The organism is Pseudomonas sp. NPDC089569 (assembly GCF_050280625.1).
Classification (GTDB): Bacteria; Pseudomonadota; Gammaproteobacteria; order Pseudomonadales; family Pseudomonadaceae; genus Aquipseudomonas.
The window spans coordinates 1-21,775 of the sequence record NZ_JBNNVQ010000102.1 but is presented as its reverse complement, the minus strand read 5'-3'; the positions used below and the strand labels follow the sequence as shown (position 1 = coordinate 21,775).

Annotated in this window: 19 protein-coding genes and 1 pseudogene; 13 read left to right on the top strand and 7 right to left on the bottom strand. The window is 60.2% G+C overall.

All coding sequences use genetic code 11. The features are described 5' to 3' along the window. Positions 1-101: 101 nt before the first annotated feature. Positions 102-791: pseudogene (locus ACQKP2_RS26665) on the top strand (citrate/2-methylcitrate synthase); the annotation flags it as partial. A gap of 327 nt (positions 792-1,118) precedes the next feature. On the opposite strand, the gene ACQKP2_RS26660 reads toward ACQKP2_RS26665, so the two are convergent. The 3 genes from ACQKP2_RS26660 to ACQKP2_RS26650 form a co-directional block, all read right to left on the bottom strand. Continuing rightward, entirely contained in the window at positions 1,119-2,777 is a 1,659-nt protein-coding gene (locus ACQKP2_RS26660) for a cation acetate symporter (RefSeq protein WP_427580892.1), read from the bottom strand. After that, positions 2,774-3,085: a DUF485 domain-containing protein gene (locus ACQKP2_RS26655; protein WP_427580890.1), complete on the bottom strand. Its 312-nt coding sequence runs from the start codon at positions 3,083-3,085 to the stop codon at positions 2,774-2,776. The genes ACQKP2_RS26660 and ACQKP2_RS26655 overlap by 4 nt, the downstream gene beginning before the upstream one ends. A 237-nt stretch (positions 3,086-3,322) precedes the next feature. Beyond that, positions 3,323-4,174 (bottom strand): glycine betaine ABC transporter substrate-binding protein, encoded by an 852-nt coding sequence (locus ACQKP2_RS26650; RefSeq protein WP_427580888.1) that lies wholly within the window; start codon positions 4,172-4,174, stop codon positions 3,323-3,325. 293 nt (positions 4,175-4,467) lie between these two features. Here ACQKP2_RS26650 and ACQKP2_RS26645 point away from each other — a divergent pair, with 293 nt between their 5' ends. After that, positions 4,468-6,063, top strand: a complete 1,596-nt coding sequence (locus ACQKP2_RS26645; protein WP_427580886.1) for a beta (1-6) glucans synthase — start codon at positions 4,468-4,470, stop codon at positions 6,061-6,063. Positions 6,064-6,172: 109 nt separating this feature from the next. On the opposite strand, the gene ACQKP2_RS26640 is transcribed toward ACQKP2_RS26645, so the two are convergent. Continuing rightward, entirely contained in the window at positions 6,173-6,541 is a 369-nt protein-coding gene (locus tag ACQKP2_RS26640; RefSeq protein WP_427580884.1) for a hypothetical protein, read from the bottom strand. 221 nt (positions 6,542-6,762) lie between these two features. Here ACQKP2_RS26640 and ACQKP2_RS26635 point away from each other — a divergent pair, with 221 nt between their 5' ends. Both ACQKP2_RS26635 and ACQKP2_RS26630 read left to right on the top strand, forming a co-directional pair. After that, the gene (locus ACQKP2_RS26635) at positions 6,763-8,061 is read left to right on the top strand and encodes a serine/threonine protein kinase (protein ID WP_427580882.1); all 1,299 of its coding nucleotides are present in this window, start codon (positions 6,763-6,765) and stop codon (positions 8,059-8,061) included. Next, on the top strand, positions 8,054-8,842 hold the full coding sequence (locus ACQKP2_RS26630; RefSeq protein ID WP_427580880.1) for an MlaA family lipoprotein: 789 nt from the start codon (positions 8,054-8,056) through the stop codon (positions 8,840-8,842). Before ACQKP2_RS26635 ends, ACQKP2_RS26630 begins: the two co-directional genes overlap by 8 nt. Before the next feature lie 125 nt (positions 8,843-8,967). Here the strand turns inward: ACQKP2_RS26630 and ACQKP2_RS26625 are convergent, their stop codons facing one another. Then, a complete protein-coding gene (locus ACQKP2_RS26625; RefSeq protein WP_427580878.1) occupies positions 8,968-9,882 on the bottom strand; it encodes a DUF808 domain-containing protein in 915 nt (304 codons plus the stop codon). A 134-nt stretch (positions 9,883-10,016) separates the two neighbouring features. Between ACQKP2_RS26625 and ACQKP2_RS26620 the strand changes: the two genes are divergently transcribed. Further along, positions 10,017-10,625, top strand: a complete 609-nt coding sequence (locus ACQKP2_RS26620; RefSeq protein ID WP_427580877.1) for a TetR/AcrR family transcriptional regulator — start codon at positions 10,017-10,019, stop codon at positions 10,623-10,625. A gap of 109 nt (positions 10,626-10,734) precedes the next feature. Here ACQKP2_RS26620 and ACQKP2_RS26615 read toward each other — a convergent pair whose 3' ends face one another. Further along, positions 10,735-11,193 carry an REP-associated tyrosine transposase gene (locus tag ACQKP2_RS26615; protein ID WP_427580875.1) on the bottom strand — a complete coding sequence of 153 codons (459 nt, stop codon included), beginning with the start codon at positions 11,191-11,193 and terminating at the stop codon, positions 10,735-10,737. 183 nt (positions 11,194-11,376) lie between these two features. Continuing rightward, complete coding sequence (locus tag ACQKP2_RS26610; protein WP_427580873.1) at positions 11,377-11,817, bottom strand: GlcG/HbpS family heme-binding protein; 441 nt, start codon at positions 11,815-11,817, stop codon at positions 11,377-11,379. A 268-nt stretch (positions 11,818-12,085) separates the two neighbouring features. On the opposite strand from ACQKP2_RS26610, the gene gcl reads away from it, so the two are divergent. The 8 genes from gcl (at position 12,086) to ACQKP2_RS26570 (ending at position 21,672) form a co-directional block, all read left to right on the top strand. Then, on the top strand, positions 12,086-13,861 hold the full coding sequence (gene gcl / locus ACQKP2_RS26605; protein ID WP_427580871.1) for a glyoxylate carboligase: 1,776 nt from the start codon (positions 12,086-12,088) through the stop codon (positions 13,859-13,861). Between the two features lie 146 nt (positions 13,862-14,007). Continuing rightward, on the top strand, positions 14,008-14,790 hold the full coding sequence (hyi, locus tag ACQKP2_RS26600; RefSeq protein WP_427580869.1) for a hydroxypyruvate isomerase: 783 nt from the start codon (positions 14,008-14,010) through the stop codon (positions 14,788-14,790). A 148-nt stretch (positions 14,791-14,938) separates the two neighbouring features. Beyond that, positions 14,939-15,832 carry a 2-hydroxy-3-oxopropionate reductase gene (locus ACQKP2_RS26595; RefSeq protein ID WP_427580867.1) on the top strand — a complete coding sequence of 298 codons (894 nt, stop codon included), beginning with the start codon at positions 14,939-14,941 and terminating at the stop codon, positions 15,830-15,832. Positions 15,833-15,982: 150 nt separating this feature from the next. Beyond that, the gene (locus tag ACQKP2_RS26590; protein ID WP_427580865.1) at positions 15,983-17,263 is read left to right on the top strand and encodes a glycerate kinase type-2 family protein; all 1,281 of its coding nucleotides are present in this window, start codon (positions 15,983-15,985) and stop codon (positions 17,261-17,263) included. Further along, a complete protein-coding gene (pyk, locus tag ACQKP2_RS26585; RefSeq protein ID WP_427580863.1) occupies positions 17,253-18,668 on the top strand; it encodes a pyruvate kinase in 1,416 nt (471 codons plus the stop codon). The genes ACQKP2_RS26590 and pyk overlap by 11 nt, the downstream gene beginning before the upstream one ends. Before the next feature lie 148 nt (positions 18,669-18,816). Next, the gene (locus tag ACQKP2_RS26580; RefSeq protein WP_427580861.1) at positions 18,817-19,728 is read left to right on the top strand and encodes an urea transporter; all 912 of its coding nucleotides are present in this window, start codon (positions 18,817-18,819) and stop codon (positions 19,726-19,728) included. Positions 19,729-19,749: 21 nt separating this feature from the next. Next, on the top strand, positions 19,750-20,574 hold the full coding sequence (locus tag ACQKP2_RS26575) for an ion transporter (protein WP_427580859.1): 825 nt from the start codon (positions 19,750-19,752) through the stop codon (positions 20,572-20,574). Between the two features lie 102 nt (positions 20,575-20,676). Then, a complete protein-coding gene (locus tag ACQKP2_RS26570) occupies positions 20,677-21,672 on the top strand; it encodes a sulfate ABC transporter substrate-binding protein (protein ID WP_427580857.1) in 996 nt (331 codons plus the stop codon). The last annotated feature ends 103 nt before the right edge of the window (positions 21,673-21,775 follow it).

Genomic DNA, 21,775 nt, shown 5'->3' with positions numbered 1-21,775 from the left:
GTCGTTATCCCAACCACCGCGATTACGCCCGTCCCAACCACGATTTTGCCAGGCCCGGTAGTCTGCCCGTTGCGGGTAATAGCGAGGTGCCGCCTACATGAATGATGTTCAACACTCCGTGCGAGATCAAACCGATCAGCCCGGTGCTCGCCAAGGCCATGGACCGGATCTTCATCCTCCACGCCGACCACGAGCAGAACGCATCGACTTCCACCGTGCGCCTGGCAGGCTCCTCGGGTGCCAACCCGTTCGCCTGTATCGCCGCCGGTATCGCTGCACTGTGGGGCCCTGCCCACGGCGGCGCCAACGAAGCCGTTCTGACCATGCTCGATGAAATCGGCGATGTTTCTAACATCGACAAGTTCATCGCCAAGGCCAAGGACAAGAACGATCCGTTCAAACTGATGGGCTTCGGTCACCGCGTCTACAAGAACCGCGATCCACGCGCCACCGTCATGAAGCAGACCTGTGACGAAGTGTTGAAGGAACTGGGCATCACCAACGATCCGCAACTCGAACTGGCCATGCGCCTGGAAGAGATCGCCCTGACCGATCCGTACTTCATCGAGCGCTCGCTGTACCCGAACGTCGACTTCTACTCGGGGATCATCCTCAAGGCGATCGGCATTCCGACCAGCATGTTCACCGTGATCTTCGCCTTGGCACGCACCGTCGGCTGGATCTCCCACTGGAAGGAAATGCTCTCCAGCCCGTACAAGATTGGCCGTCCACGCCAGCTGTACACCGGCTACGAGTCGCGTGACATCACCAAGCTGGAAGACCGCAAGTAAGACCTGTCTTGCTCTAGCGCCCTGGCTTTATCGGAAACGGCCTCTATATAGAGGCCGTTTTTGTTTGTGGCGATGCCAGCCTCCCCCTTCCTGTAGGAGCGAGCATGCTCGCGAAGGAGGCCAACGATAACGCGGGCTGCCTGATACCCCGCGGCGACCTCGGGCTCATCGCGAGCAGGCTCGCTCCTACAATTGAGTTGCGCGGCACCTGTAGCAAAAAATCGCCCCCACTCCAGATTCAGTGCGATAACCGCCCAATAAAAAATGCCCCGATCTCTCGACCAGGGCATCTTTTTTAAACGCTACTACTTATAAAGGCATCAAGCCTTAGTGCGACACCGCCCCACTCGCCCCCAAACCGGTCTGCGAACGCACGAACTGCGGGAAGAACAGCGCCCGCTCGTTTTCAGCCGCGGTGGACTTGTCGGTGATCGAGAAGAACCAGATACCGATAAAGGCAATGATCATCGAGAACAGCGCCGGGTATTCATACGGGAAGATGGCCTTCTCGTGATGCAGGATCTGCACCCAGATGGTCGGACCGAGGATCATCAGGCCAACGGCACTGACCAACCCCATCCAGCCGCCAATCATCGCACCGCGAGTGGTGAGCTTTTTCCAGTACATGGAAAGCAGCAGCACCGGGAAGTTGCAACTGGCTGCGATGGAGAACGCCAGGCCGACCATGAACGCAATGTTCTGGCTTTCGAACAGAATACCCAGGCCGATCGCCAGCACCGCCAGCGTGATGGTGGTGATTTTCGAGACGCGGATTTCATCCTTCTCGTTGGCCTTGCCCTTCTTGATCACACTGGCGTAAAGGTCGTGAGACACCGCCGATGCACCCGCAAGGGTCAGACCGGCAACCACGGCCAGGATGGTCGCGAACGCCACCGCCGAGATGAAGCCCAGGAAGATGCTGCCACCGACCGCGTTGGCCAGGTGCACCGCCGCCATGTTGTTACCACCCAGCAAGGCGCCAGCAGCATCCTTGAAGGCCGGGTTGGTGCTGACCAGCAGAATCGCGCCGAAGCCGATGATGAAGGTCAGGATGTAGAAGTAACCAATGAAACCGGTGGCATACAGCACACTCTTGCGGGCTTCCTTCGCGTCACTCACGGTGAAGAAGCGCATCAGGATATGCGGCAGGCCCGCCGTACCGAACATCAGCGCCAAACCAAGGGAAAACGCCGAGATCGGATCCTTCACAAGACCGCCCGGGCTCATGATGGCCTCACCTTTGGGGTGCACCTTGATTGCTTCGGAGAACAGCGTGCTGAAGTCGAAGTTGACGTGCTTCATCACCATCAGCGCCATGAACGAGGCGCCGGACAGCAACAGTACCGCCTTGATGATTTGCACCCAGGTGGTCGCCAGCATGCCGCCGAACAGCACATACAGGCACATCAGGATACCGACCAGGATCACCGCAACGTGATAGTCGAGGCCGAACAGCAGCTGGATCAGCTTGCCGGCGCCGACCATTTGCGCGATCAGGTAAAACGCGACCACCACCAGAGAGCCGCACGCGGACAGCGAGCGGATCTGGGTTTGCCCCAGGCGATAGGACGCCACGTCGGCAAAGGTGTATTTACCCAGGTTGCGCAACCGCTCGGCGATCAGGAACAGAATGATCGGCCAGCCCACCAGGAAGCCGATGGAGTAGATCAGACCGTCATAGCCGGAAGTGAACACCAGCGCGGAAATACCCAGGAAGGACGCCGCCGACATGTAGTCACCGGCAATCGCCAGACCATTCTGGAAACCGGTGATCTTGCCGCCCGCCGCATAGTAGTCGGCTGCCGAATTGTTGCGCTTGGACGCCCAGTAGGTGATACACAGGGTCGCACCGACGAAGGCGATGAACATCACGATCGCGGAAACGTTCAGGGGTTGCTTTTGTACCGCGCCGGTCAGGGCTTCAGCCGCCCAGGCGCCAGGTGCAAAGGCTGCAAGGCTCAAGAGAGCCATCAGACGCCGGATCATTGCTGAGCCTCCTTGAGAATCGCATTGTTCAGCTCGTCGAACTCGCCATTGGCGCGTCGAACGTAGATACCGGTCAGGACGAAGGCCGAAACAATCAGCCCGACACCGATCGGTATGCCCCAGGTAATCGAAGAATCAGGACTGATTTTCGATCCCAGTACCTGCGGCCCGTAGGCAATCAAAAGGATGAATCCGGAGTAAAGCCCTAGCATGATCGCCGAAAGAATCCAGGCGAATCGCTCCCTCTTGCTAACCAGCTCCTTGAATCGCGGGCTGTTTTGAATCGAGAGGTAAATGCTGTCGTTCATTGTTTTTATCCTCGCAGCACAGATTTGGTTGGAACGTAACCACTCTGATTCGGCGCAAGGACAGGTTCCAGACGACCTTAGTCTTAGTACCACATGGCGTTTTCGCCATTTTCCAGCACATACAAATACCTGTGGGAGCGAGCCTGCTCGCGATGGCGGCGTGTCAGTCGAACATCCATCTCTGACACTCCGCTATCGCGAGCAGGCTCGCTCCCACAGAGGGAAGCAGGAAGGCTGTTACTTGGTCCAGTCAGCCACGCGATCCGGGTGCTTGGCCACCCAATCTTTCGCCGCTGCATCAGGCTTGGCGCCTTCCTGGATTGCCAGCATGACTTCGCCGATTTCGTCTTTCGAAGCCCACTGGAAGTTTTTCAGGAACTTGGCCACTTCCGGTGCCTTGGTTGCCAGTTCCTTGCTGCCGATGCTGTTCACGGTTTCAGCCGCGCCATACACGCCTTTCGGGTCTTCGAGGAAGCGCAGTTTCCACTTGGCGAACATCCAGTGCGGCACCCAACCGGTCACGGCAATGGATTCGTTCTTCTTCTCGGCACGGGTCAGTTCGGCAATCATGCCGGCCCCGGAGCTGGCCTTGAGTTGATAACCGGTCAGGTCGTAGTCCTTGATGGCCTGGTCGGTCTTGAGCATCACGCCTGAACCGGCGTCGATGCCGACGATGCGTTTCTTGAAGCTGTCGTCGGTCTTGAGATCCTCAAGCGACTTGGCCTTGACGTACTCCGGCACGATCAGGCCGATTTTTGCATCCTTGAAGTTCGGCCCGTAGTCGACGACCTCGTCCTTGTTCTTGGCCCAGTACTCGCCGTGGGTCACCGGCAGCCAGGCCGAGAGCATGGCGTCGAGTTTGCCGGTGGCCACGCCCTGCCACATGATCCCGGTGGCGACCGCTTGCAGCTTCACGTCATAACCGAGTTTCTGCTTGATCACTTCGGCGGCCACGTGTGTGGTCGCGACGCTGTCGGACCAGCCGTCAACGTAACCGATGCTCAGGGTCTTGCTCTCGGCACTGGCGAAGGTGGAGCCCATCGCAAGTACCAGAGCGGCACCTGCGCCTAATAGTCGTCGCATCTTCATCGTTACTTCCCCGAAAGTGCTGCGCTCGACGGATGCCGAGTCGCGTCAACGTATTGTTATGGTGCACAGCGCCCCCATCACGCCCACAGCAAACTCGTTCGATCATCAGCGCGATTTATCAACGAGGGGACTGACGCCTCCGATCATCAACCTCGCGTCAATGACAACCTGATCTGCCAGCGACCTCAAGGCATCGAGAAACGACATCAGAACGCCATTAATTTTGCACCCGACACATGAGCTGACCAATCCGCCTGAACTTTGCATGTCAATTTCATGTGAGACACCCGCTCATGCAGGTAACATGCGCCGCTTTGCTCCCAGACGGCCTGACCATGTCCGCGACATCCCGCTTCCCCTTCCCTGCTTATCTGTTTGCCTGCCTGCTGGGGCTGTTTGCCTTGATTGGCTTCTGGTATGGCCTCGGCAAGCCTGTGATCCTGCCGGACGCAGCCACCCCGACGCACAAGCTGCAATGCGCGTCCTACACGCCCTTCGACAAGGACCAGTCGCCGTTCGATGTGCCGTTCAATCTGCGTCCCGAGCGCATGGACGCCGACCTGGCGCTGCTGTCCAAAAGCTTCCAGTGCATTCGCACCTACTCCATGACCGGCCTCGAAGCCCTGCCCGACCTGGCACGCAAGCACGGATTGAAACTGATGATCGGCGCCTGGGTGAACAGCAACCCGGTGGACACCGAAAAGGAAGTCGACTTGCTGATCGCCTCGGCCAATGCCAATGCGGACGTGGTATCGGCGGTCATCGTCGGCAACGAAACCCTGCTGCGCAAGGAAGTGACCGGCGCGCAGCTGGCCCGGCTGATCAACAAGGTCAAAAGCCAGGTCAAACAGCCTGTCACTTATGCCGACGTCTGGGAGTTCTGGCTCAAGCATCCGGAAATTGCACCGGCCGTGGACTTCCTCACCATCCACTTGCTGCCGTACTGGGAAGACGATCCCTCGAACATCGACGCCGCCTTGCAACACGTGGCCGAAGTACGCCAGGTGTTCGGCAACAAATTCGCCCCCAAGGACGTGTTGATCGGCGAAACCGGCTGGCCGAGCGAAGGCCGCCAGCGTGAAACCGCATTGCCGAGCCGGGTCAACGAAGCCAAATTCATCCGTGGTTTCGTGGCCATGGCCGAGCAGCAAGGCTGGCACTACAACCTGATCGAAGCCTTCGACCAACCGTGGAAACGCGCCAGCGAAGGCGCGGTCGGTGGTTACTGGGGTCTGTTCGATGCCGACCGCCAGGACAAGGGTGTACTGGCCGGCCCGGTTTCGAACGTACCGTACTGGTCGCAGTGGCTGGCGGTGGGTGGCTTGATCTTCCTCGGCACGCTGATCCTCGGCGGCCGAGTGCGCGACACACGCGCGGCGTTGGTGCTGCCGCTGCTGGGCGCCTTGGCTGGCTGCGCGATTGGCGCCTGGGGTGATCTGGCACGCGTCACCACGCGCTTCAACAGTGAATGGCTGTGGGTCGCGTTGCTGACGGCATTGAATCTGTTGGTGCTGGCCCACGCCGCATTGACCTTGAGCCCCCGCAGCGGCTGGCGCGGGCGAGCGTTCAACATCCTCGAACGACGTTCAGGTTGGCTGTTGGCAGTGACAGGATTTGCAGCGGCAGTGATGATGCTGGAGCTGGTATTCGACCCGCGTTATCGCAGCTTCCCGAGCGTGGCCTTCATCGTCCCGGCGCTGGTTTATCTGGGCCGCCCGGTCAGCGTGCCGCGCCGCGAGATCGCGTTGCTGACCTTCATCATCGGCGCCGGGATTGCGCCGCAGCTTTATCGTGAAGGGTTGCAGAATCAGCAGGCCTGGGGTTGGGCGTTGGTGAGTGTGTTGATGGTGGGGGCGCTGTGGCGGAGCTTGAGAGTTCGCAGCAACTGATCTTCTCATCGCGAGCAGGCTCGCTCCCACAGTAGATCTTTAGTGAACACAACATCCGTGCACGACAAAGATCAATTGTGGGAGCGAGCCTGCTCGCGATAGCAATCTATCAGGCGCTACGAGGCGCGCGCACCAGCCGCAACCCGGCAATCACCACCGCAAACACCGCCAGCGTCGTGTTGTACAGCGCCAGCGCCGGAAACCCGAGCACCAGCGCCAGCACCGCCAGCCACCATCCCGCCCGTCCCGGCACGACGAAGCCGATCACGGCAGCCGCCACGGCGGCCCAGCCCAGTATTGCGAAGTGAATCATCAGGCCCAGGTTCGAACGGACCTGGCACTCCCAGCGGCTCGCTTCATCCACGCAGATACCAACCCATTGCGCATCTTCCATGAAGCCAAAACGCGCGCCGTAACTGGCGGCCAGCCACAAGGGCAGCAATACGAGCAGCAGAATCACAGGCAGACGGCGGGACATGAAACACTCCAATAGGCAAAAACGGCGGCCAGCTTAATCTTCCGCCAGCCTTGTGCAAGTGCTAACAACTGTTAACTGGATATCCAATCACTGCAAAGTGTATCGTCCAGCTACTCTTACCCCGAATTAAGCCTGTTTGGTGCCGAGGCATGGCACTTAGGCGCGAAAGCCGTGGTCATAGCCTGCGAACTTCATTCGGCACCTTTTCAAAGGATCCAGTCATGCTCCGTTCCTTGCGCTTCGCCGCCCTGTTTGGCGGCCTTATCCTGAGTGCGTCCGCACTGGCGGTCGATATCGACGCGGCCAGTTATGGCTACCCTTTGACCAACCCGTTCGAAGCGACCATCGCCACGACACCACCGGACTTGCGCCCGGACCTGCCGCAGGACGATGACATCAACCAGTCGGACCGCAGCCTCACCTTGCGTCCGGAGCGCCAATTCGAATTGCCGGACAATTTCTGGCCGGTGAAAAAACTCACCTACCGCATCGCCACCCAGGACAAGGCCGCGCCGCTGATCTTCCTGATCGCAGGCACCGGCGCACGCTACGACAGCAGCCTTAACGAGTACCTGAAGAAGCTCTACTACAAGGCCGGCTATCACGTGGTGCAACTGTCATCGCCGACCAGCTACGACTTCATGAGCGCCGCTTCACGCTTCGCCACCCCCGGCATCTCCAAGGAAGACGCTGAAGACATGTACCGGGTGATGCAGGCCGTGCGGGCGCAAAACCCGAACGTGCCCGTCACCGACTACTACCTCACCGGCTACAGCCTCGGTGGCCTGGATGCCGCCTTCGTCGCGCATCTGGATGAAACCCGGCGCAGCTTCAACTTCAAGAAGGTCTTGCTGCTCAACCCGCCCGTCAACCTCTACACCTCGATCACCAATCTGGACAGGCTTGTGCAGACGGAGGTCAAGGGCATCAACAACACCACCACTTTCTACGAGCTGGTGCTGAACAAACTCACCCGATACTTCCAGCAGAAGGGCTACATCGACCTCAACGACGCCCTGCTCTACGACTTCCAGCAGTCCAAGCAACATCTGAGCAACGAGCAGATGGCCATGCTGATCGGCACGTCGTTCCGTTTCTCGGCGGCCGACATCGCCTTTACTTCGGACCTGATCAATCGCCGTGGCCTGATCACCCCGCCGAAGTACCCGATCACCGAAGGCACCTCCCTGACACCGTTCCTCAAGCGTGCGCTGCAATGCGACTTCGACTGCTACATCACCGAGCAGGTGATTCCGATGTGGCGCGCCCGCACCGATGGCGGCAGCCTGCTGCAACTGATCGATCAGGTCAGTTTGTATGCGCTGAAGGACTACCTGCACGAGAGCCCGAAAATCGCTGTCATGCACAACGCCGACGACGTCATCCTCGGGCCCGGTGACCTCGGCTTCCTGCGCAAGACGTTTGGCGATCGCCTGACTGTTTACCCACTGGGCGGCCACTGCGGCAACCTTAACTATCGCGTCAACAGCGACGCCATGCTGGAGTTCTTCCGTGGCTAAACACCTCCTGCTTATCGCCGCTTTACTCTGCGCGGGCGTCGCCAATGCCGACAACAGCAAAGCCAATGCTCCGGTGGTCGTCGACAGTGACGGTTTCAAGGAGCCACTGAGCAAACTGAAGATCAATCCGGGGATGGATCAGCGCGAGTTCGAGCGCTCGACGCTCAGTGCGCTGAACGTCTACGACCCGCTAGAAGAATGGAACCGCCGCGTTTATCACTTCAACTACCGGTTCGATGAATGGGTATTCCTCCCGGTGGTCGATGGCTATCGCTATATCACGCCAAGTTTCCTGCGCACCGGCGTCAGCAACTTCTTCAACAACCTTGGCGATGTGCCGAACCTGCTCAACAGCCTGCTGCAGTTCAAAGGGCAGCGCTCGATGGAAATTACCGGGCGACTGCTGCTCAACACCACCATTGGCATCGCCGGCCTGTGGGACCCGGCCACGGCCATGGGCCTGCCGCGCCAGAAAGAAGACTTCGGTCAGACGCTGGGCTTCTACGGCGTGCCCGGTGGCGCCTACTTCGTCCTGCCGATCCTTGGTCCGTCGAACCTGCGTGACACCGGCGGCCTGGTGGTCGATTTCAGCGCCGAATCGGCCATCAACTTCCTCAATGTCGCTCAAGTCAGCGAAAACCATCCCGAGATCTGGGCGCTGCGCGCAATTGACAAGCGATACCAGACCAGTTTCCGCTACGGCAAGATGAACTCGCCGTTCGAATACGAGAAGGTGCGTTACGTGTACACCGAGGCGCGCAAGTTGCAGATTGCCGAGTAACCGGCAACCAAAAAACAGTGTGGGAGCGAGCCTGCTCGCGATAGCGGTGTGTCAGCCAGCATAAGGGTTGTCTGACACACCGCTATCGCGAGCAGGCTCGCTCCCACATTTGTTTTGTGCAGGCTTCAGCCTTTCAGCGCTTTCCAGATTTTGCTGATGCCCATGACCCCAGCCAGTACGACCGCTCCAGCGACAATCCCCGCCAGGCCATTGAGCAACGCCGGCACGACAAACCCCGCGCCACCCGCTCCCGCACCGACACTTTCAATCCAGTGATGCACCACGGGCACGCCGTGAGTGAGGATCCCGCCGCCCACCAGAAACATCGCTGCCGTGCCGATGACCGACAGGCTTTTCATCATGTAGGGTGCCGCGTGCAATATCCCCGTGCCGATGCTTTTGGCCAGCTGCCCTGGTTTCTGAGTCAGCCACAGTCCCAGATCGTCGAGCTTGACGATGCCCGCCACCAGGCCATAAACACCGATGGTCATGACAATGGCAATCCCCGACAACACGACGACTTGCTGGGTCAGCGCCGAATCGGCCACGACGCCGAGGGTAATGGCAATGATCTCCGCCGAAAGAATGAAGTCGGTGCGGATCGCACCTTTGATCTTGTCCTTCTCATAAGCCACCAGATCAACCGCCGGATCAGCCACTGCCTCGACCAGTTCGGCATGTTCGGCCTGATCCTCGGCCTTGCCGTGCAGGAACTTGTGGGCAAGCTTTTCAAAGCCCTCGAAACACAGGTAGGCGCCGCCGAGCATCAACAACGGCGTAACCAGCCAGGGTACGAATGCGCTGATGGCCAACGCCGATGGCACCAGGATCAGCTTGTTAATGAACGAGCCCTTGGCAACCGCCCAGACCACGGGGATCTCGCGCTCGGCCCGCACGCCACTGACCTGCTGGGCATTGAGCGCCAGATCGTCGCCCAGCACGCCGGCAGTCTTCTTGGCGGCCATTTTGGTCATCAATGCCACATCGTCCAGTACGGCGGCGATGTCATCGATCAGCACCAGCAAACTGCTTCCTGCCATGAAACGGGTTTCCTTCTTGAATGATTGCCGGCCAGCATAGCGCGGCCGAGCCCTGCGCGGAGCATTCTTGAGCGCCGCCAAAGGCCGGTGCTACCATGCGCAACCGCCAGTACAGGCAAGGAACCACCTGGTTTATGAGCACTATCCGCGAGCGCAACAAACAACTGATCCTGCGTGCCGCCAGTGAAGAATTTGCCGACAAGGGCTTCGCTGCGACCAAAACCAGCGACATCGCAGCCAAGGCGGGATTGCCCAAGCCCAACGTCTACTACTACTTCAAATCCAAGGAAAACCTCTATCGCGAGGTGCTCGAAAGCATCATCGAGCCGATCCTGCAAGCCTCGACACCGTTCAACCCGGACGGCGTGCCCGGCGAAGTGCTGAGCGGCTACATCCGCTCCAAAATCCGCATCTCCCGCGACCTGCCGTTTGCCTCCAAGGTATTCGCCAGCGAAATCATGCACGGCGCCCCGCACCTGAGCGCCGACCTGGTCGAACAGCTCAACGGCCAGGCCAAGCACAACATCGACTGCATCCAGACCTGGATCGACCGCGGCCAGATCGCCCCCATCTCCCCCAACCACCTGATGTTCAGCATCTGGGCCGCCACCCAGACCTACGCCGATTTCGACTGGCAGATCTCTGCCGTGACCGGCAAGGACAAGCTCGATGAGGCGGATTACGAGGCTGCGGCGCAGACGATCATCCGATTGGTGCTCAAGGGGTGTGAGCCGGATCGATAAACCACGTCGTGGCCATCGCGAGCAGGCTCGCTCCCACACTGGATCTTGGGCGTTTACAAATCCTTTGTGGGAGCGAGCCTGCTCGCGATGAATGCCACTCGGTTTCAGCTCAAATCCAAATGGCATCCCATAACGGATAATCGCCGAGGCGCTTTACCAGACCTGCCCGCAATGGGTTGGCCACGATGTACCGGGCCAGTTTTACCAAGTCTTCCTCACGGCGCAGCGCTCGATCATGAAACCCTTGCTGCCACAGGCTGTTTTTGCAGCCTGTAGTCTTGTTTATTGCTTTGGTACTTAAGGATTTGACCCTTTGCATCAACCCGCTCAGTGATCCCTGCTGCAATTCGACAAGCCAGTGAAAATGATCGGGCATGACTACCCAGGCCAGTGAATTCGCCAGGCCTTGATCCTGTGCATATCGAAATTGATCGACAACCAATCTACCCAAGGTGAAGTCCGTGAAAACCGGCTCTCTCCCAAGCGTATTGGAGGTCAACAGATAAATGCGGTTCGATTCGGCATAGCGACCGATTCGCAGACGATGTGAAGCAGGAAAATCCGGCATTCCTTTGCCTCCATGAATGGGTTCATGGGAAGGCTAGCCGTGTGAACTCAACAGCAAAGGACAGACTTTTGGCTGGATGTGTCTGTTGGAGTGCTATCGCGAGCAGGCTCGCTCCCACTGTGGAATGCGATCAACCTGTGGGAGCGAGCCTGCTCGCGATGGCATCAGGTCAGGCGCCGCCGATCAAGCCGCCACCCCCGCATCCGCCTTCAACCCCAACGCCTCGATCGCATTGATCGCACACTGTTCGTCGACATCCGACAGATCGCCGCTGATCCCCACCGCGCCCAGCACATTGCCTTCCTGATCACGGATCAGCACGCCACCCGGTGCCGGTACGACGCTGCCCTGCCCCAGGCTGTTCAACGCGGCGATGAACGCCGGGCGCTGTTGTGCATCCAGCGCCAGCAGGCGTGAGCCCTTGCCCAACGCGATGGCGCCCCACGCCTTGCCGATGGCGACCTGGGGACGCAACAGGCTGGCGCCGTCTTCACGTTGCAGGGTGATCAGATGCCCGCCGGCATCCAGCACCGCGATGGTCAGGGGCGCGGCGCGAATGGCCCGCGCCGCGGTGATGGCCTCTTCGACCAGGTTGACTGCGACTTTCAAGGTTAAAGCGCTCATGGTGCCGTCCTCATTTTGTTTTTCGGAAAGCCGTTGGACTGCTTCGCTGTGCCGCAGCCCGATGAAACAAATAGAACACAATGAATTATTTTTTTGTATACAATAATCCAAAGAAAGCGCCATATGCGACGAAAAGCCACAGTAGATTGGGCTTCCGACGAATGAAACGACTGCTTGAGAAAATGGATTGACCTGCGTCATCCGCCGTGAATACACTCAGCGCAAAGCCACTTGTATACAATTACAAAACGTAAAGAGGCACAAAACCATGAGCAAAATGAGAGCAATCGAAGCCGCCGTTCTGGTGATGCGCCGCGAAGGGGTCGATACCGCTTTTGGCATCCCTGGTGCCGCCATCAACCCGTTGTACTCCGCCCTGCAAAAGGTCGGTGGCATCGATCACGTCCTCGCTCGCCACGTTGAAGGCGCGTCGCACATGGCCGAGGGTTACACCCGCACCAAGGCCGGCAACATCGGCGTGTGCATCGGCACCTCCGGCCCTGCCGGCACCGACATGGTCACCGGGTTGTACAGCGCCTCGGCCGACTCGATTCCAATCCTTTGCATCACCGGCCAGGCACCCCGCGCCCGTTTGCACAAGGAAGACTTCCAGGCCGTCGACATCACCAGCATCGTCAAGCCAGTCACCAAGTGGGCGACCACGGTTCTGGAGCCGGGCCAGGTGCCTTATGCGTTCCAGAAAGCCTTCTATGAAATGCGCTCCGGCCGTCCAGGTCCGGTGCTGATCGATCTGCCGTTCGACGTGCAGATGGCCGAAATCGAATTCGACATCGACGCCTACCAGCCATTGCCGCTGGCCAAGCCGAGTGCCACGCGCGTTCAGGTAGAAAAAGCCCTGGCAATGCTTGATCAAGCCGAGCGTCCATTGCTGGTAGCAGGCGGCGGCATCATCAATGCCGACGCCAGCGAATTGCTGGTGGAGTTCGCCGAACTGACCGGTATTCCGGTGATCCCGACCCTGATGGGCTGGGGCGCGATCCCCGACGATCACCCGCAGATGGTCGGCATGGTCGGCTTGCAGACTTCGCACCGCTACGGCAACGCGACCCTGCTGAAATCCGATGTCGTTCTGGGTGTCGGCAACCGCTGGGCCAACCGCCACACCGGTTCGGTCGACGTGTACACCGAAGGTCGCAAGTTCATTCACGTGGATATCGAGCCGACCCAGATCGGTCGCGTGTTCACCCCGGACCTGGGCATCGTTTCCGACGCCGCCGCCGCACTGACCGTGTTCATCGAAGTCGCCCGCGAATGGCAAGCCGCCGGCAAGCTGAAAAACCGCAGCGCCTGGCTGCAGGACTGCCAGCAGCGCAAGGCCAGCCTGCAACGCAAGACCCACTTCGACAACGTGCCGGTCAAGCCGCAGCGCGTTTACGAGGAAATGAACCAGGTGTTCGGCAAGGACACCTGCTATGTCAGCACCATCGGTCTGTCGCAGATTGCCGGCGCACAGTTCCTGCACGTCTACAAGCCGCGCCACTGGATCAACTGCGGTCAGGCCGGCCCGCTGGGCTGGACCATTCCGGCGGCGCTGGGTGTGGTCAAGGCCGATCCTGACCGTAAAGTCGTGGCCCTGTCGGGGGACTATGACTTCCAGTTCATGATCGAAGAACTGGCGGTGGGCGCGCAGTTCAAACTGCCGTACATCCACGTGGTGGTGAACAACTCGTACCTGGGCCTGATCCGTCAGGCGCAACGCGGTTTCGATATGGACTACTGCGTGCAGCTGTCCTTCGATAACCTGAATGCGCCGGAGCTCAACGGTTATGGCGTCGACCACATCGCCGTTGCCGAAGGTCTTGGCTGCAAGGCTCTGCGCGTGTTCGAACCGACCGACATCGCCCCTGCCCTGCGCAAGGCCCAGGAGCTGATCGAAGAGTTCAAGGTACCGGTAATCGTCGAGATTATCCTGGAGCGCGTGACCAACATCTCCATGGGTACCGAGATCAACGCGGTCAACGAATTCGAAGACCTGGCACTGGTCGGCAACGACGCGCCGACTGCGATTTCGTTGCTCGACTAACAGCACCATGATCGTTCCCACGCTCCGCGTGGGAATGCAGCCCGGGACGCTCTGCGTCCCCAAAGCGTGGCGCAGAGCGCCACATGAGGCATTCCCACGCGGAGCGTGGGAACGATCCAAACGAGAATCTACAACGGGAGACCACCATGCCGCGTTTCGCTGCCAACCTGTCCATGCTGTTCACCGAACAGGACTTTCTCGCCCGTTTCGAAGCGGCCGCCAAGGCCGGCTTCAGTGGCGTGGAGTATCTGTTCCCCTACGATTTCAGCTCGGCTGAAATCAAGGCCAAACTCGATGCCAATGGCCTGACCCAAGTGCTGTTCAACCTGCCGGCCGGCGACTGGGCCAAGGGCGAACGCGGTATCGCCTGCCTGCCGGACCGGGTCGAAGAATTCCGCGCAGGTGTCGACCTGGCCATCGCTTACGCGCAAGTGCTGGGCAACACCCAGGTCAACTGCCTGGCCGGTATCCGCCCACAAGGCGTCGACGATGCCACCGTGGAAAAAACCTTTGTCGCCAACCTCAAATATGCGGCCGACAAGCTGCAAGCGGCGGGTATCAAACTGGTGATGGAAGCGATCAACACCCGCGACATCCCCGGTTTCTACCTGAACAACACGGCGCAAGCCCTGTCGATTCGCGAACAGGTCGGCAGCACCAACCTGTTCCTGCAGTACGACATCTATCACATGCAAATCATGGAGGGCGACCTGGCCCGCACCATGGCCGCACACCTGGGCGAGATCAACCATATCCAGTTGGCCGACAACCCTGGGCGCAACGAACCGGGCACCGGTGAAATCAACTACCGCTTCCTGTTCGAACACCTGGACCGCATTGGTTACCAGGGTTGGGTTGGTTGCGAATACAAACCACTGACCACCACCGAAGCGGGTCTGGGCTGGCTCAAGACCCATAACGCAATCTGATCAGAGACCGCGTCATCGTCCTTCGCGGGCGAGCCTCGCTCCTACGGGAGCAGCGTTGCCTGTAGGAGCGAGGCTTGCCCGCGAAGGCGTCCGCATTGACGCCCCAAAAATTTTGCGAACAGAGCAATAAAAACAAGAGGATTTTCTCATGGCTAAAATCGGATTCATCGGCACCGGCATCATGGGCCACCCAATGGCGGCGAACCTGCAGAAAGCCGGTCACAGCCTGTTCCTTTCGGTGCACCACGACGCCGCCCCTGCCGATCTGGTCGCCGCTGGCGCCGTCGCACTGGCCAACCCGAAGGAAGTCGCCCAGGAAGCCGAATTCATCATCGTCATGGTGCCGGACACCCCGCAGGTCGATGACGTACTGTTCCGCGCCGACGGCATTGCGGCCGGCGTCGGCAAAGGCAAGGTGGTGATCGACATGAGTTCGATCTCGCCGACCGCCACCAAGGCTTTCGCCGCGAAGATCAACGAAATAGGTGCGCAATACCTCGATGCACCCGTGTCCGGCGGTGAAGTCGGCGCCAAGGCGGCGACCCTGAGCATCATGGTCGGCGGTGATGCCGATGCCTTCGAACGCGCCCTGCCGCTGTTCCAGGCCATGGGCAAGAACATCACCCTGGTCGGTGGCAATGGCGACGGTCAAACCGCGAAAGTGGCAAACCAGATCATCGTTGCGCTGAACATCCAGGCCGTGGCCGAAGCCCTGCTGTTCGCTTCGAAAAACGGTGCGGACCCGGCCAAGGTACGCGAAGCGCTGATGGGCGGCTTTGCCTCCTCGAAAATCCTCGAGGTACACGGCGAGCGCATGATCAAGGGCACTTTCGATCCGGGCTTCCGCATCAGCCTGCACCAGAAGGATCTGAACCTGGCCCTGCAAGGCGCCAAGGAGCTGAACATCAACCTGCCGAACACCGCCAACGCCCAACAGGTATTCAGCACCTGCGCAGCCATCGGCGGCAGTAACTGGGACCACTCGGCGCTGATCAAGGGCCTGGAACACATGGCGAATTTCTCGATTCGCGACAAGAAGTAAGCCCTGCCTGAAAACCCTGTGGGAGCGAGCCTGCTCGCGATTCAGACACCGAGGCGTATCAGATATACCACGGTGATTTCATCGCGAGCGGGCTCGCTCCCACAGGGTTCCGAGTTGCCCTTCAAATAACAAGAATCCCGGGAGCCCGCCATGTCGGTCGATCCGCAACAATTCCTGCGCGAGCTGTTCGCCACAGCCATCGACGCGGCCCATCCGCAACAAGTCCTCGAAGCCCATTTGCCTGCTGACCGCAGCGGTCGGGTGATTGTCATCGGCGCCGGTAAAGCCGCGGCCGCCATGGCCCAGGTGGTCGAGCGCTGCTGGCAGGGTGAAGTGTCTGGCCTTGTGGTGACCCGTTACGGCCACGGCGCCCCGTGCGAAAAAATCGAAGTGGTCGAGGCCGCTCACCCCGTACCCGACGCCGCCGGCCTGGCCGTGGCCAAGCGAGTGCTGGAACTGGTCAGCAACCTCAGCGAAAGCGACCGCGTGATCTTCCTGCTGTCCGGCGGTGGCTCCGCACTGCTGGCCCTGCCCGCCGAAGGCATCACCCTGGCCGACAAGCAATCGATCAACAAAGCCCTGCTCAAGTCCGGTGCCACCATCGGCGAGATGAACTGCGTTCGCAAACATCTCTCGGCCATCAAGGGCGGACGCCTGGGCAAGGCTTGCTGGCCGGCCACCGTCTACACCTATGCGATTTCCGATGTACCGGGCGACCTCGCCACGGTCATCGCTTCCGGCCCTACGGTGGCCGACCCGAGCACGTCGGCCGAAGCCCTGGCCATCCTCAAGCGCTACAACATCGAGGTGCCGGCCTCGGTGCGCAACTGGTTGCAGAGCCCGGAGTCGGAGACGGTCAAGCCCGGTGACCCGAGCCTGGCCCGCAGTCACTTCCAGTTGATCGCCCGCCCGCAGCAATCGCTCGAGGCCGCGGCGGTCAAATGCCGCCAGGCCGGTTTCAGCCCGCTGATCCTCGGGGATCTGGAAGGCGAATCCCGCGAAGTCGCCAAGGTCCATGCCGGCATCGCCCGCCAGGTGGTGCAACACGGTCAGCCCCTGGCGGCGCCTTGCGTGATCCTGTCCGGCGGCGAAACCACCGTCACCGTGCGCGGCAATGGTCGCGGCGGACGCAATGCCGAGTTCCTGCTGAGCCTGACCGACAGCCTCAAGGGCCTGCCCGGCGTCTATGCGCTGGCCGGCGACACCGACGGCATCGACGGCTCCGAAGACAACGCCGGCGCCATCATGACCCCGGGCAGCTACGCCCGTGCCGCCGCCCTGGGGCTGAGCGCCAGCGACGAGTTGGACAACAACAACGGCTACGGCTACTTCCAGGCGCTGGACGCCTTGATCGTCACCGAGCCGACCCGCACCAACGTCAATGACTTCCGCGCCATCCTGATTCTCGAGAACCCAAAACATGACGCCTGATAAAAAAGTCAAGATTCTCGCCACCCTGGGCCCCGCCATCGATGGAATCGACGATATTCGCGAGCTGGTTCAGGCCGGGGTCAACATCTTCCGCCTGAACTTCAGCCACGGCGATCACGCCGATCACGCCAAGCGCTATCAGTGGATTCGCGAAGTCGAGCGCCAGCTCAACTACCCGCTGGGCATCCTCATGGATCTGCAAGGCCCGAAACTGCGGGTCGGCAAATTCGCCGAAGGCAAGGTACATCTGGTGCGCGGCCAGGCCTTGCGCCTGGACCTGGATGCCGCACCGGGCGATGAGCGCCGGGTCAACCTGCCGCACCCGGAAATCATCGCCGCGCTGGAGCCGGGCATGGACCTGCTGCTCGATGACGGCAAACTGCGCCTGCGGGTGGTCACCAAGTACGCCGACGCCATCGACACCACCGTCCTCAATGGTGGCGAGCTGTCGGACCGCAAAGGTGTGAACGTACCGCAAGCGGTTCTCGACTTGAGCCCGCTGACCGCCAAGGATCGTCGCGACTTGAGTTTCGGCCTGGAATTGGGCGTGGACTGGGTGGCGCTGTCATTTGTCCAGCGTCCCGATGACATCCGCGAAGCCCGCGCCTTGATTGGCGACAGAGCCTTTCTGATGGCCAAGATCGAGAAGCCATCGGCGGTGACCCAACTGCGGGAAATCGCCGAACTGAGCGACGCGATCATGGTCGCTCGTGGTGACCTGGGTGTCGAAGTGCCGGCCGAGGGCGTGCCGCAGATTCAGAAAAACATCATCGGCACCTGCCGCCAGCTCGGCAAACCGGTGGTGGTGGCGACCCAGATGCTGGAGTCGATGCGCTTCTCGCCGGCCCCGACCCGCGCCGAGGTCACCGATGTCGCCAATGCCGTGGCCGAAGGGGCCGACGCGGTCATGCTGTCGGCGGAAACCGCATCCGGCGAATACCCACTCGAAGCCGTGCAGATGATGAGCAAGATCATCCGTCAGGTGGAAAACGGTCCGGACTACCAGAACCAGCTGGATGTCAGTCGGCCGAAAGCCGAGGCGACGGTCTCCGATGCGATCAGTTGTGCAATCCGTCGCATCAGCAACGTGCTGCCGGTGGCGGTGCTGGTGAACTACAGCGAATCAGGCACATCGAGCCTCCGTGCGGCGCGGGAGCGGCCGACCGTGCCGATCCTCAACCTGACGCCGAACCTGCAGACCGCCCGTCGCCTGACCGTGGCCTGGGGCGTGCACTCGGTGGTCAATGATCGGCTGCGTCAGGTCGATGAAGTCTGCTCCACAGCCCTGGAGATCGCCCAGGCCCAGGGCATGGCTCAGCGTGGCGATACGTTATTGATCACTGCCGGTGTGCCCTTTGGGCAGCCGGGATCGACTAACTCTTTGCGTATCGAGACGTTGATCTAGAACGCACATACCGGCCTCATCGCGAGCAGGCTCGCTCCCACATTGGTTTTGTGTCGCTCACAAAACCAGGACTGAACGAAGATTTAGTGTGGGAGCGAGCCTGCTCGCGATGCAGGCAACGCGGTCCCCACTGACTTTTTGAACTGCCATGCCTGCCCATCATTTCAACACCCACTGCCCCGACTGGGCCGAAGCGTTGCTCAACGGTTTCAGTCAAATCTTCCTCCAGCGCCACCCGTTGTTTGGCCTGCTGTGTCTGCTCGCGATCCTGCTCACCGCTCCGGTCCTGTTCGCCGGCGCACTGCTGGGTGCGGTGGCCGGATTGCTCACCGCGCAACGGCGCAATTACCCCAAGAGCGATCGCCAGGCCGGGCTGTTCAGCTACAACGGCGTATTGCTGGGCCTGTTGCTGAGCCTGTACTTCCCCTGGTCGCCCCTGCTGCCGCCATTGATACTGGCCGCAGGCGGCCTGAGCGCGATGATCACTCAACAGTGGCTCAAACGTGCGCGCTTCTCCCGTTTTCTGCCCGCCTACACGGCACCGTTCGTGGGCCTGAGCTGGTTGCTGCTGTGCTTCGCCGAGCCTTCCGCGCCCGCCCCGGCGATCGATACGACCCCACTGAATCTGTTCGCCGCCTCCCTCGAAGGCTTCGGTCAGGTGATGTTCCTCGGCCATCCGCTGGCCGGGCTGCTCATTGCCGTCGGCTTGCTGATCGCTGATCGTCGTTCGTTCTGCTGGGCGTTGCTGGCGTCTGTTGCAGGGCTCGCCCTGGGCCTGCTGAACCACGACAACACCGCCCTGTTCGGCCTTGGCGGCTACAACGCCGTGCTGGCAGCCCTGGCCTTCAGCTCGCAACGCCGTCAACCCTGGTTGCCGCTGCTGGCCATCGCCCTGGCGCTGTTGCTGACACCTGTCTTCGGCCACATTGGCCTGGCCACATTGACTGCGCCCTTCATCCTGGCCTGCTGGCTGATCGGTGCGGCGGTACGAATGCTCGATAAAGCCGCCGTCGACAGCGCGCCTTGCGCTCATGGGGAGAATCAACCTAGGCTGCGCTGATTTATGGCCAGAGCAATTTGAATGGACAGCAACAACTCGTGGCGCGATCGCCTGTACGTGGTCATTTTCCAGACTGACACGGTGGCCGGTCGCCGTTTCGACTCCATCCTGCTTTTGATCATTCTCGCCAGCCTGGTGGTGGTGATGCTCGACAGCATCGATGACGTCCACCGCAACTACGCCGACCTGCTGGCCTACATCGAATGGGGCTTCACGGTCATTTTCCTCGGCGAGTACATCCTGCGCCTGTACTGCTCGCCCAAACCCCTGCGCTATGCCTTCAGTTTCTATGGACTGGTGGACCTGCTGGCCATCGTGCCCGGCATCCTTGCGCTGTATTACAGCGATGCCCAATACCTGCTGATCATCCGGATCATCCGGATGCTGCGGATTTTTCGCGTACTCAAGCTGGGGCCGTACCTGAAGCAGGCGCATTACCTGCTCGATGCCCTGCGCGGCAGCAAGCAGAAAATCCTCGTTTTCCTGCTCAGCGTCTGCACCCTGGTCACGGTGTTCGGCACCTTGATGTATGTGGTCGAAGGACCGGAGCGCGGCTTCACCAGCATCCCCAAAAGCATCTACTGGGCCATCGTGACGCTGACCACGGTGGGTTACGGCGATATCGTGCCCAAGACGCCGTTGGGCCAGGTGATTTCGTCGATGGTGATGATTACCGGCTACTCGATCATCGCCGTTCCGACAGGCATCTTCACTGCCGAACTGGCCACCGCCATGCGCGGTGGCCAACTGATTCATGATTGCCCGGTTTGCGCCAAAGACAACCATGAACATGAAGCTTCATTCTGTTCGCGCTGCGGTAATGCGTTATTCAAGAAAATGGAATAAGCAAAGTACTTTTTAATCTTTAAGGGACTATATAGGCCCGGCTATAGTCGCTGGCAAATCGCCTCACCTCGAACCCAGAACATTTATGAAAAGGACTGCGCAGTGAAAAAACTCTTTGGCGCCTCACTTCTGGCCGCCGGCCTGGCATTGACCAGCATGGCCCAGGCCGCACCGACCCTGCTCAACGTTTCCTACGATGTGATGCGCGACTTCTACAAGGACTACAACACTGCGTTCCAGAAACACTGGCAAGCCGAGCACAACGAAAACATCACCCTGCAAATGTCCTTCGGCGGCTCCAGCAAACAGGCACGTTCCGTTATCGATGGCCTGCCGGCCGACGTGATCACCATGAACATGGCCACCGACATCAATGCCCTGGCGGACAACGGCAAACTGGTGCCGGACAACTGGGTCACACGCCTGCCGAACAACAGCGCGCCGTTCACCTCGGCCACCGTATTCATCGTGCGCAAGGGCAACCCGAAAGCCCTCAAGGACTGGCCGGACCTGCTCAAGGATGGCGTTCAAGTCGTGGTGCCGAACCCGAAAACCTCCGGCAACGGCCGCTACACCTACCTCTCGGCCTGGGGCTACGTCCTGAAAAACGGCGGTGACGAGGACAAGGCCAAGGCCTTCGTCGGCAAACTGTTCAAGCAAGCGCCGGTGCTCGATACCGGTGGCCGCGCCGCTACCACGACCTTCATGACCAATCAGATCGGCGACGTGCTGGTGACTTTCGAGAACGAAGCGGAAATGATCGCCCGCGAGTTCGGCCGCGACCAGTTCGAAGTGATCTACCCCAGCGTCTCCGCCGAAGCCGAGCCACCGGTATCGGTGGTCGACAAATCCGTCGACAAGAAAGGCACCCGCGCCGCCGCCGAGGAATACCTTAAGTACCTGTGGTCGCCGGAAGGTCAGGAAATCGCCGCCGCCAACTACCTCCGTCCTCGTGACCCAGCGGTGCTGGCCAAGTACACCGACCGCTTCCCGAAAGTCGACTTCCTGTCGGTGGAAAAGACCTTCGGTGACTGGCGCACCGTGCAGAAGACCCACTTCAACGACGGTGGAATCTTCGACCAGATCTACGCGCAGTAAGAAATCTGTAGGAGCGAGCAAGCTCGCGATGGTCGTCAACGATAACGCGGGGAACCTGATACCCCGCGGTGTCCCGTCTACCATCGCGAGCTTGCTCGCTCCA

What these genes read in the sequence shown, in the direction of transcription:
- hyi (WP_427580869.1), top strand. Translation starts at nt 14,008, where the DNA reads ATGCCGCGTTTCGCTGCCAACCTGTCCATGCTGTTCACCGAACAGGAC.
- ACQKP2_RS26590 (WP_427580865.1), top strand. Translation starts at nt 15,983, where the DNA reads ATGTCGGTCGATCCGCAACAATTCCTGCGCGAGCTGTTCGCCACAGCC.
- ACQKP2_RS26625 (WP_427580878.1), bottom strand. Translation starts at nt 9,882, where the DNA reads ATGGCAGGAAGCAGTTTGCTGGTGCTGATCGATGACATCGCCGCCGTA.
- ACQKP2_RS26580 (WP_427580861.1), top strand. Translation starts at nt 18,817, where the DNA reads ATGCCTGCCCATCATTTCAACACCCACTGCCCCGACTGGGCCGAAGCG.
- ACQKP2_RS26610 (WP_427580873.1), bottom strand. Translation starts at nt 11,817, where the DNA reads ATGAGCGCTTTAACCTTGAAAGTCGCAGTCAACCTGGTCGAAGAGGCC.
- ACQKP2_RS26645 (WP_427580886.1), top strand. Translation starts at nt 4,468, where the DNA reads ATGCAGGTAACATGCGCCGCTTTGCTCCCAGACGGCCTGACCATGTCC.
- ACQKP2_RS26640 (WP_427580884.1), bottom strand. Translation starts at nt 6,541, where the DNA reads ATGTCCCGCCGTCTGCCTGTGATTCTGCTGCTCGTATTGCTGCCCTTG.
- ACQKP2_RS26595 (WP_427580867.1), top strand. Translation starts at nt 14,939, where the DNA reads ATGGCTAAAATCGGATTCATCGGCACCGGCATCATGGGCCACCCAATG.
- gcl (WP_427580871.1), top strand. Translation starts at nt 12,086, where the DNA reads ATGAGCAAAATGAGAGCAATCGAAGCCGCCGTTCTGGTGATGCGCCGC.
- ACQKP2_RS26620 (WP_427580877.1), top strand. Translation starts at nt 10,017, where the DNA reads ATGAGCACTATCCGCGAGCGCAACAAACAACTGATCCTGCGTGCCGCC.
- ACQKP2_RS26660 (WP_427580892.1), bottom strand. Translation starts at nt 2,777, where the DNA reads ATGATCCGGCGTCTGATGGCTCTCTTGAGCCTTGCAGCCTTTGCACCT.
- pyk (WP_427580863.1), top strand. Translation starts at nt 17,253, where the DNA reads ATGACGCCTGATAAAAAAGTCAAGATTCTCGCCACCCTGGGCCCCGCC.
- ACQKP2_RS26635 (WP_427580882.1), top strand. Translation starts at nt 6,763, where the DNA reads ATGCTCCGTTCCTTGCGCTTCGCCGCCCTGTTTGGCGGCCTTATCCTG.
- ACQKP2_RS26575 (WP_427580859.1), top strand. Translation starts at nt 19,750, where the DNA reads ATGGACAGCAACAACTCGTGGCGCGATCGCCTGTACGTGGTCATTTTC.
- ACQKP2_RS26655 (WP_427580890.1), bottom strand. Translation starts at nt 3,085, where the DNA reads ATGAACGACAGCATTTACCTCTCGATTCAAAACAGCCCGCGATTCAAG.
- ACQKP2_RS26615 (WP_427580875.1), bottom strand. Translation starts at nt 11,193, where the DNA reads ATGCCGGATTTTCCTGCTTCACATCGTCTGCGAATCGGTCGCTATGCC.
- ACQKP2_RS26650 (WP_427580888.1), bottom strand. Translation starts at nt 4,174, where the DNA reads ATGAAGATGCGACGACTATTAGGCGCAGGTGCCGCTCTGGTACTTGCG.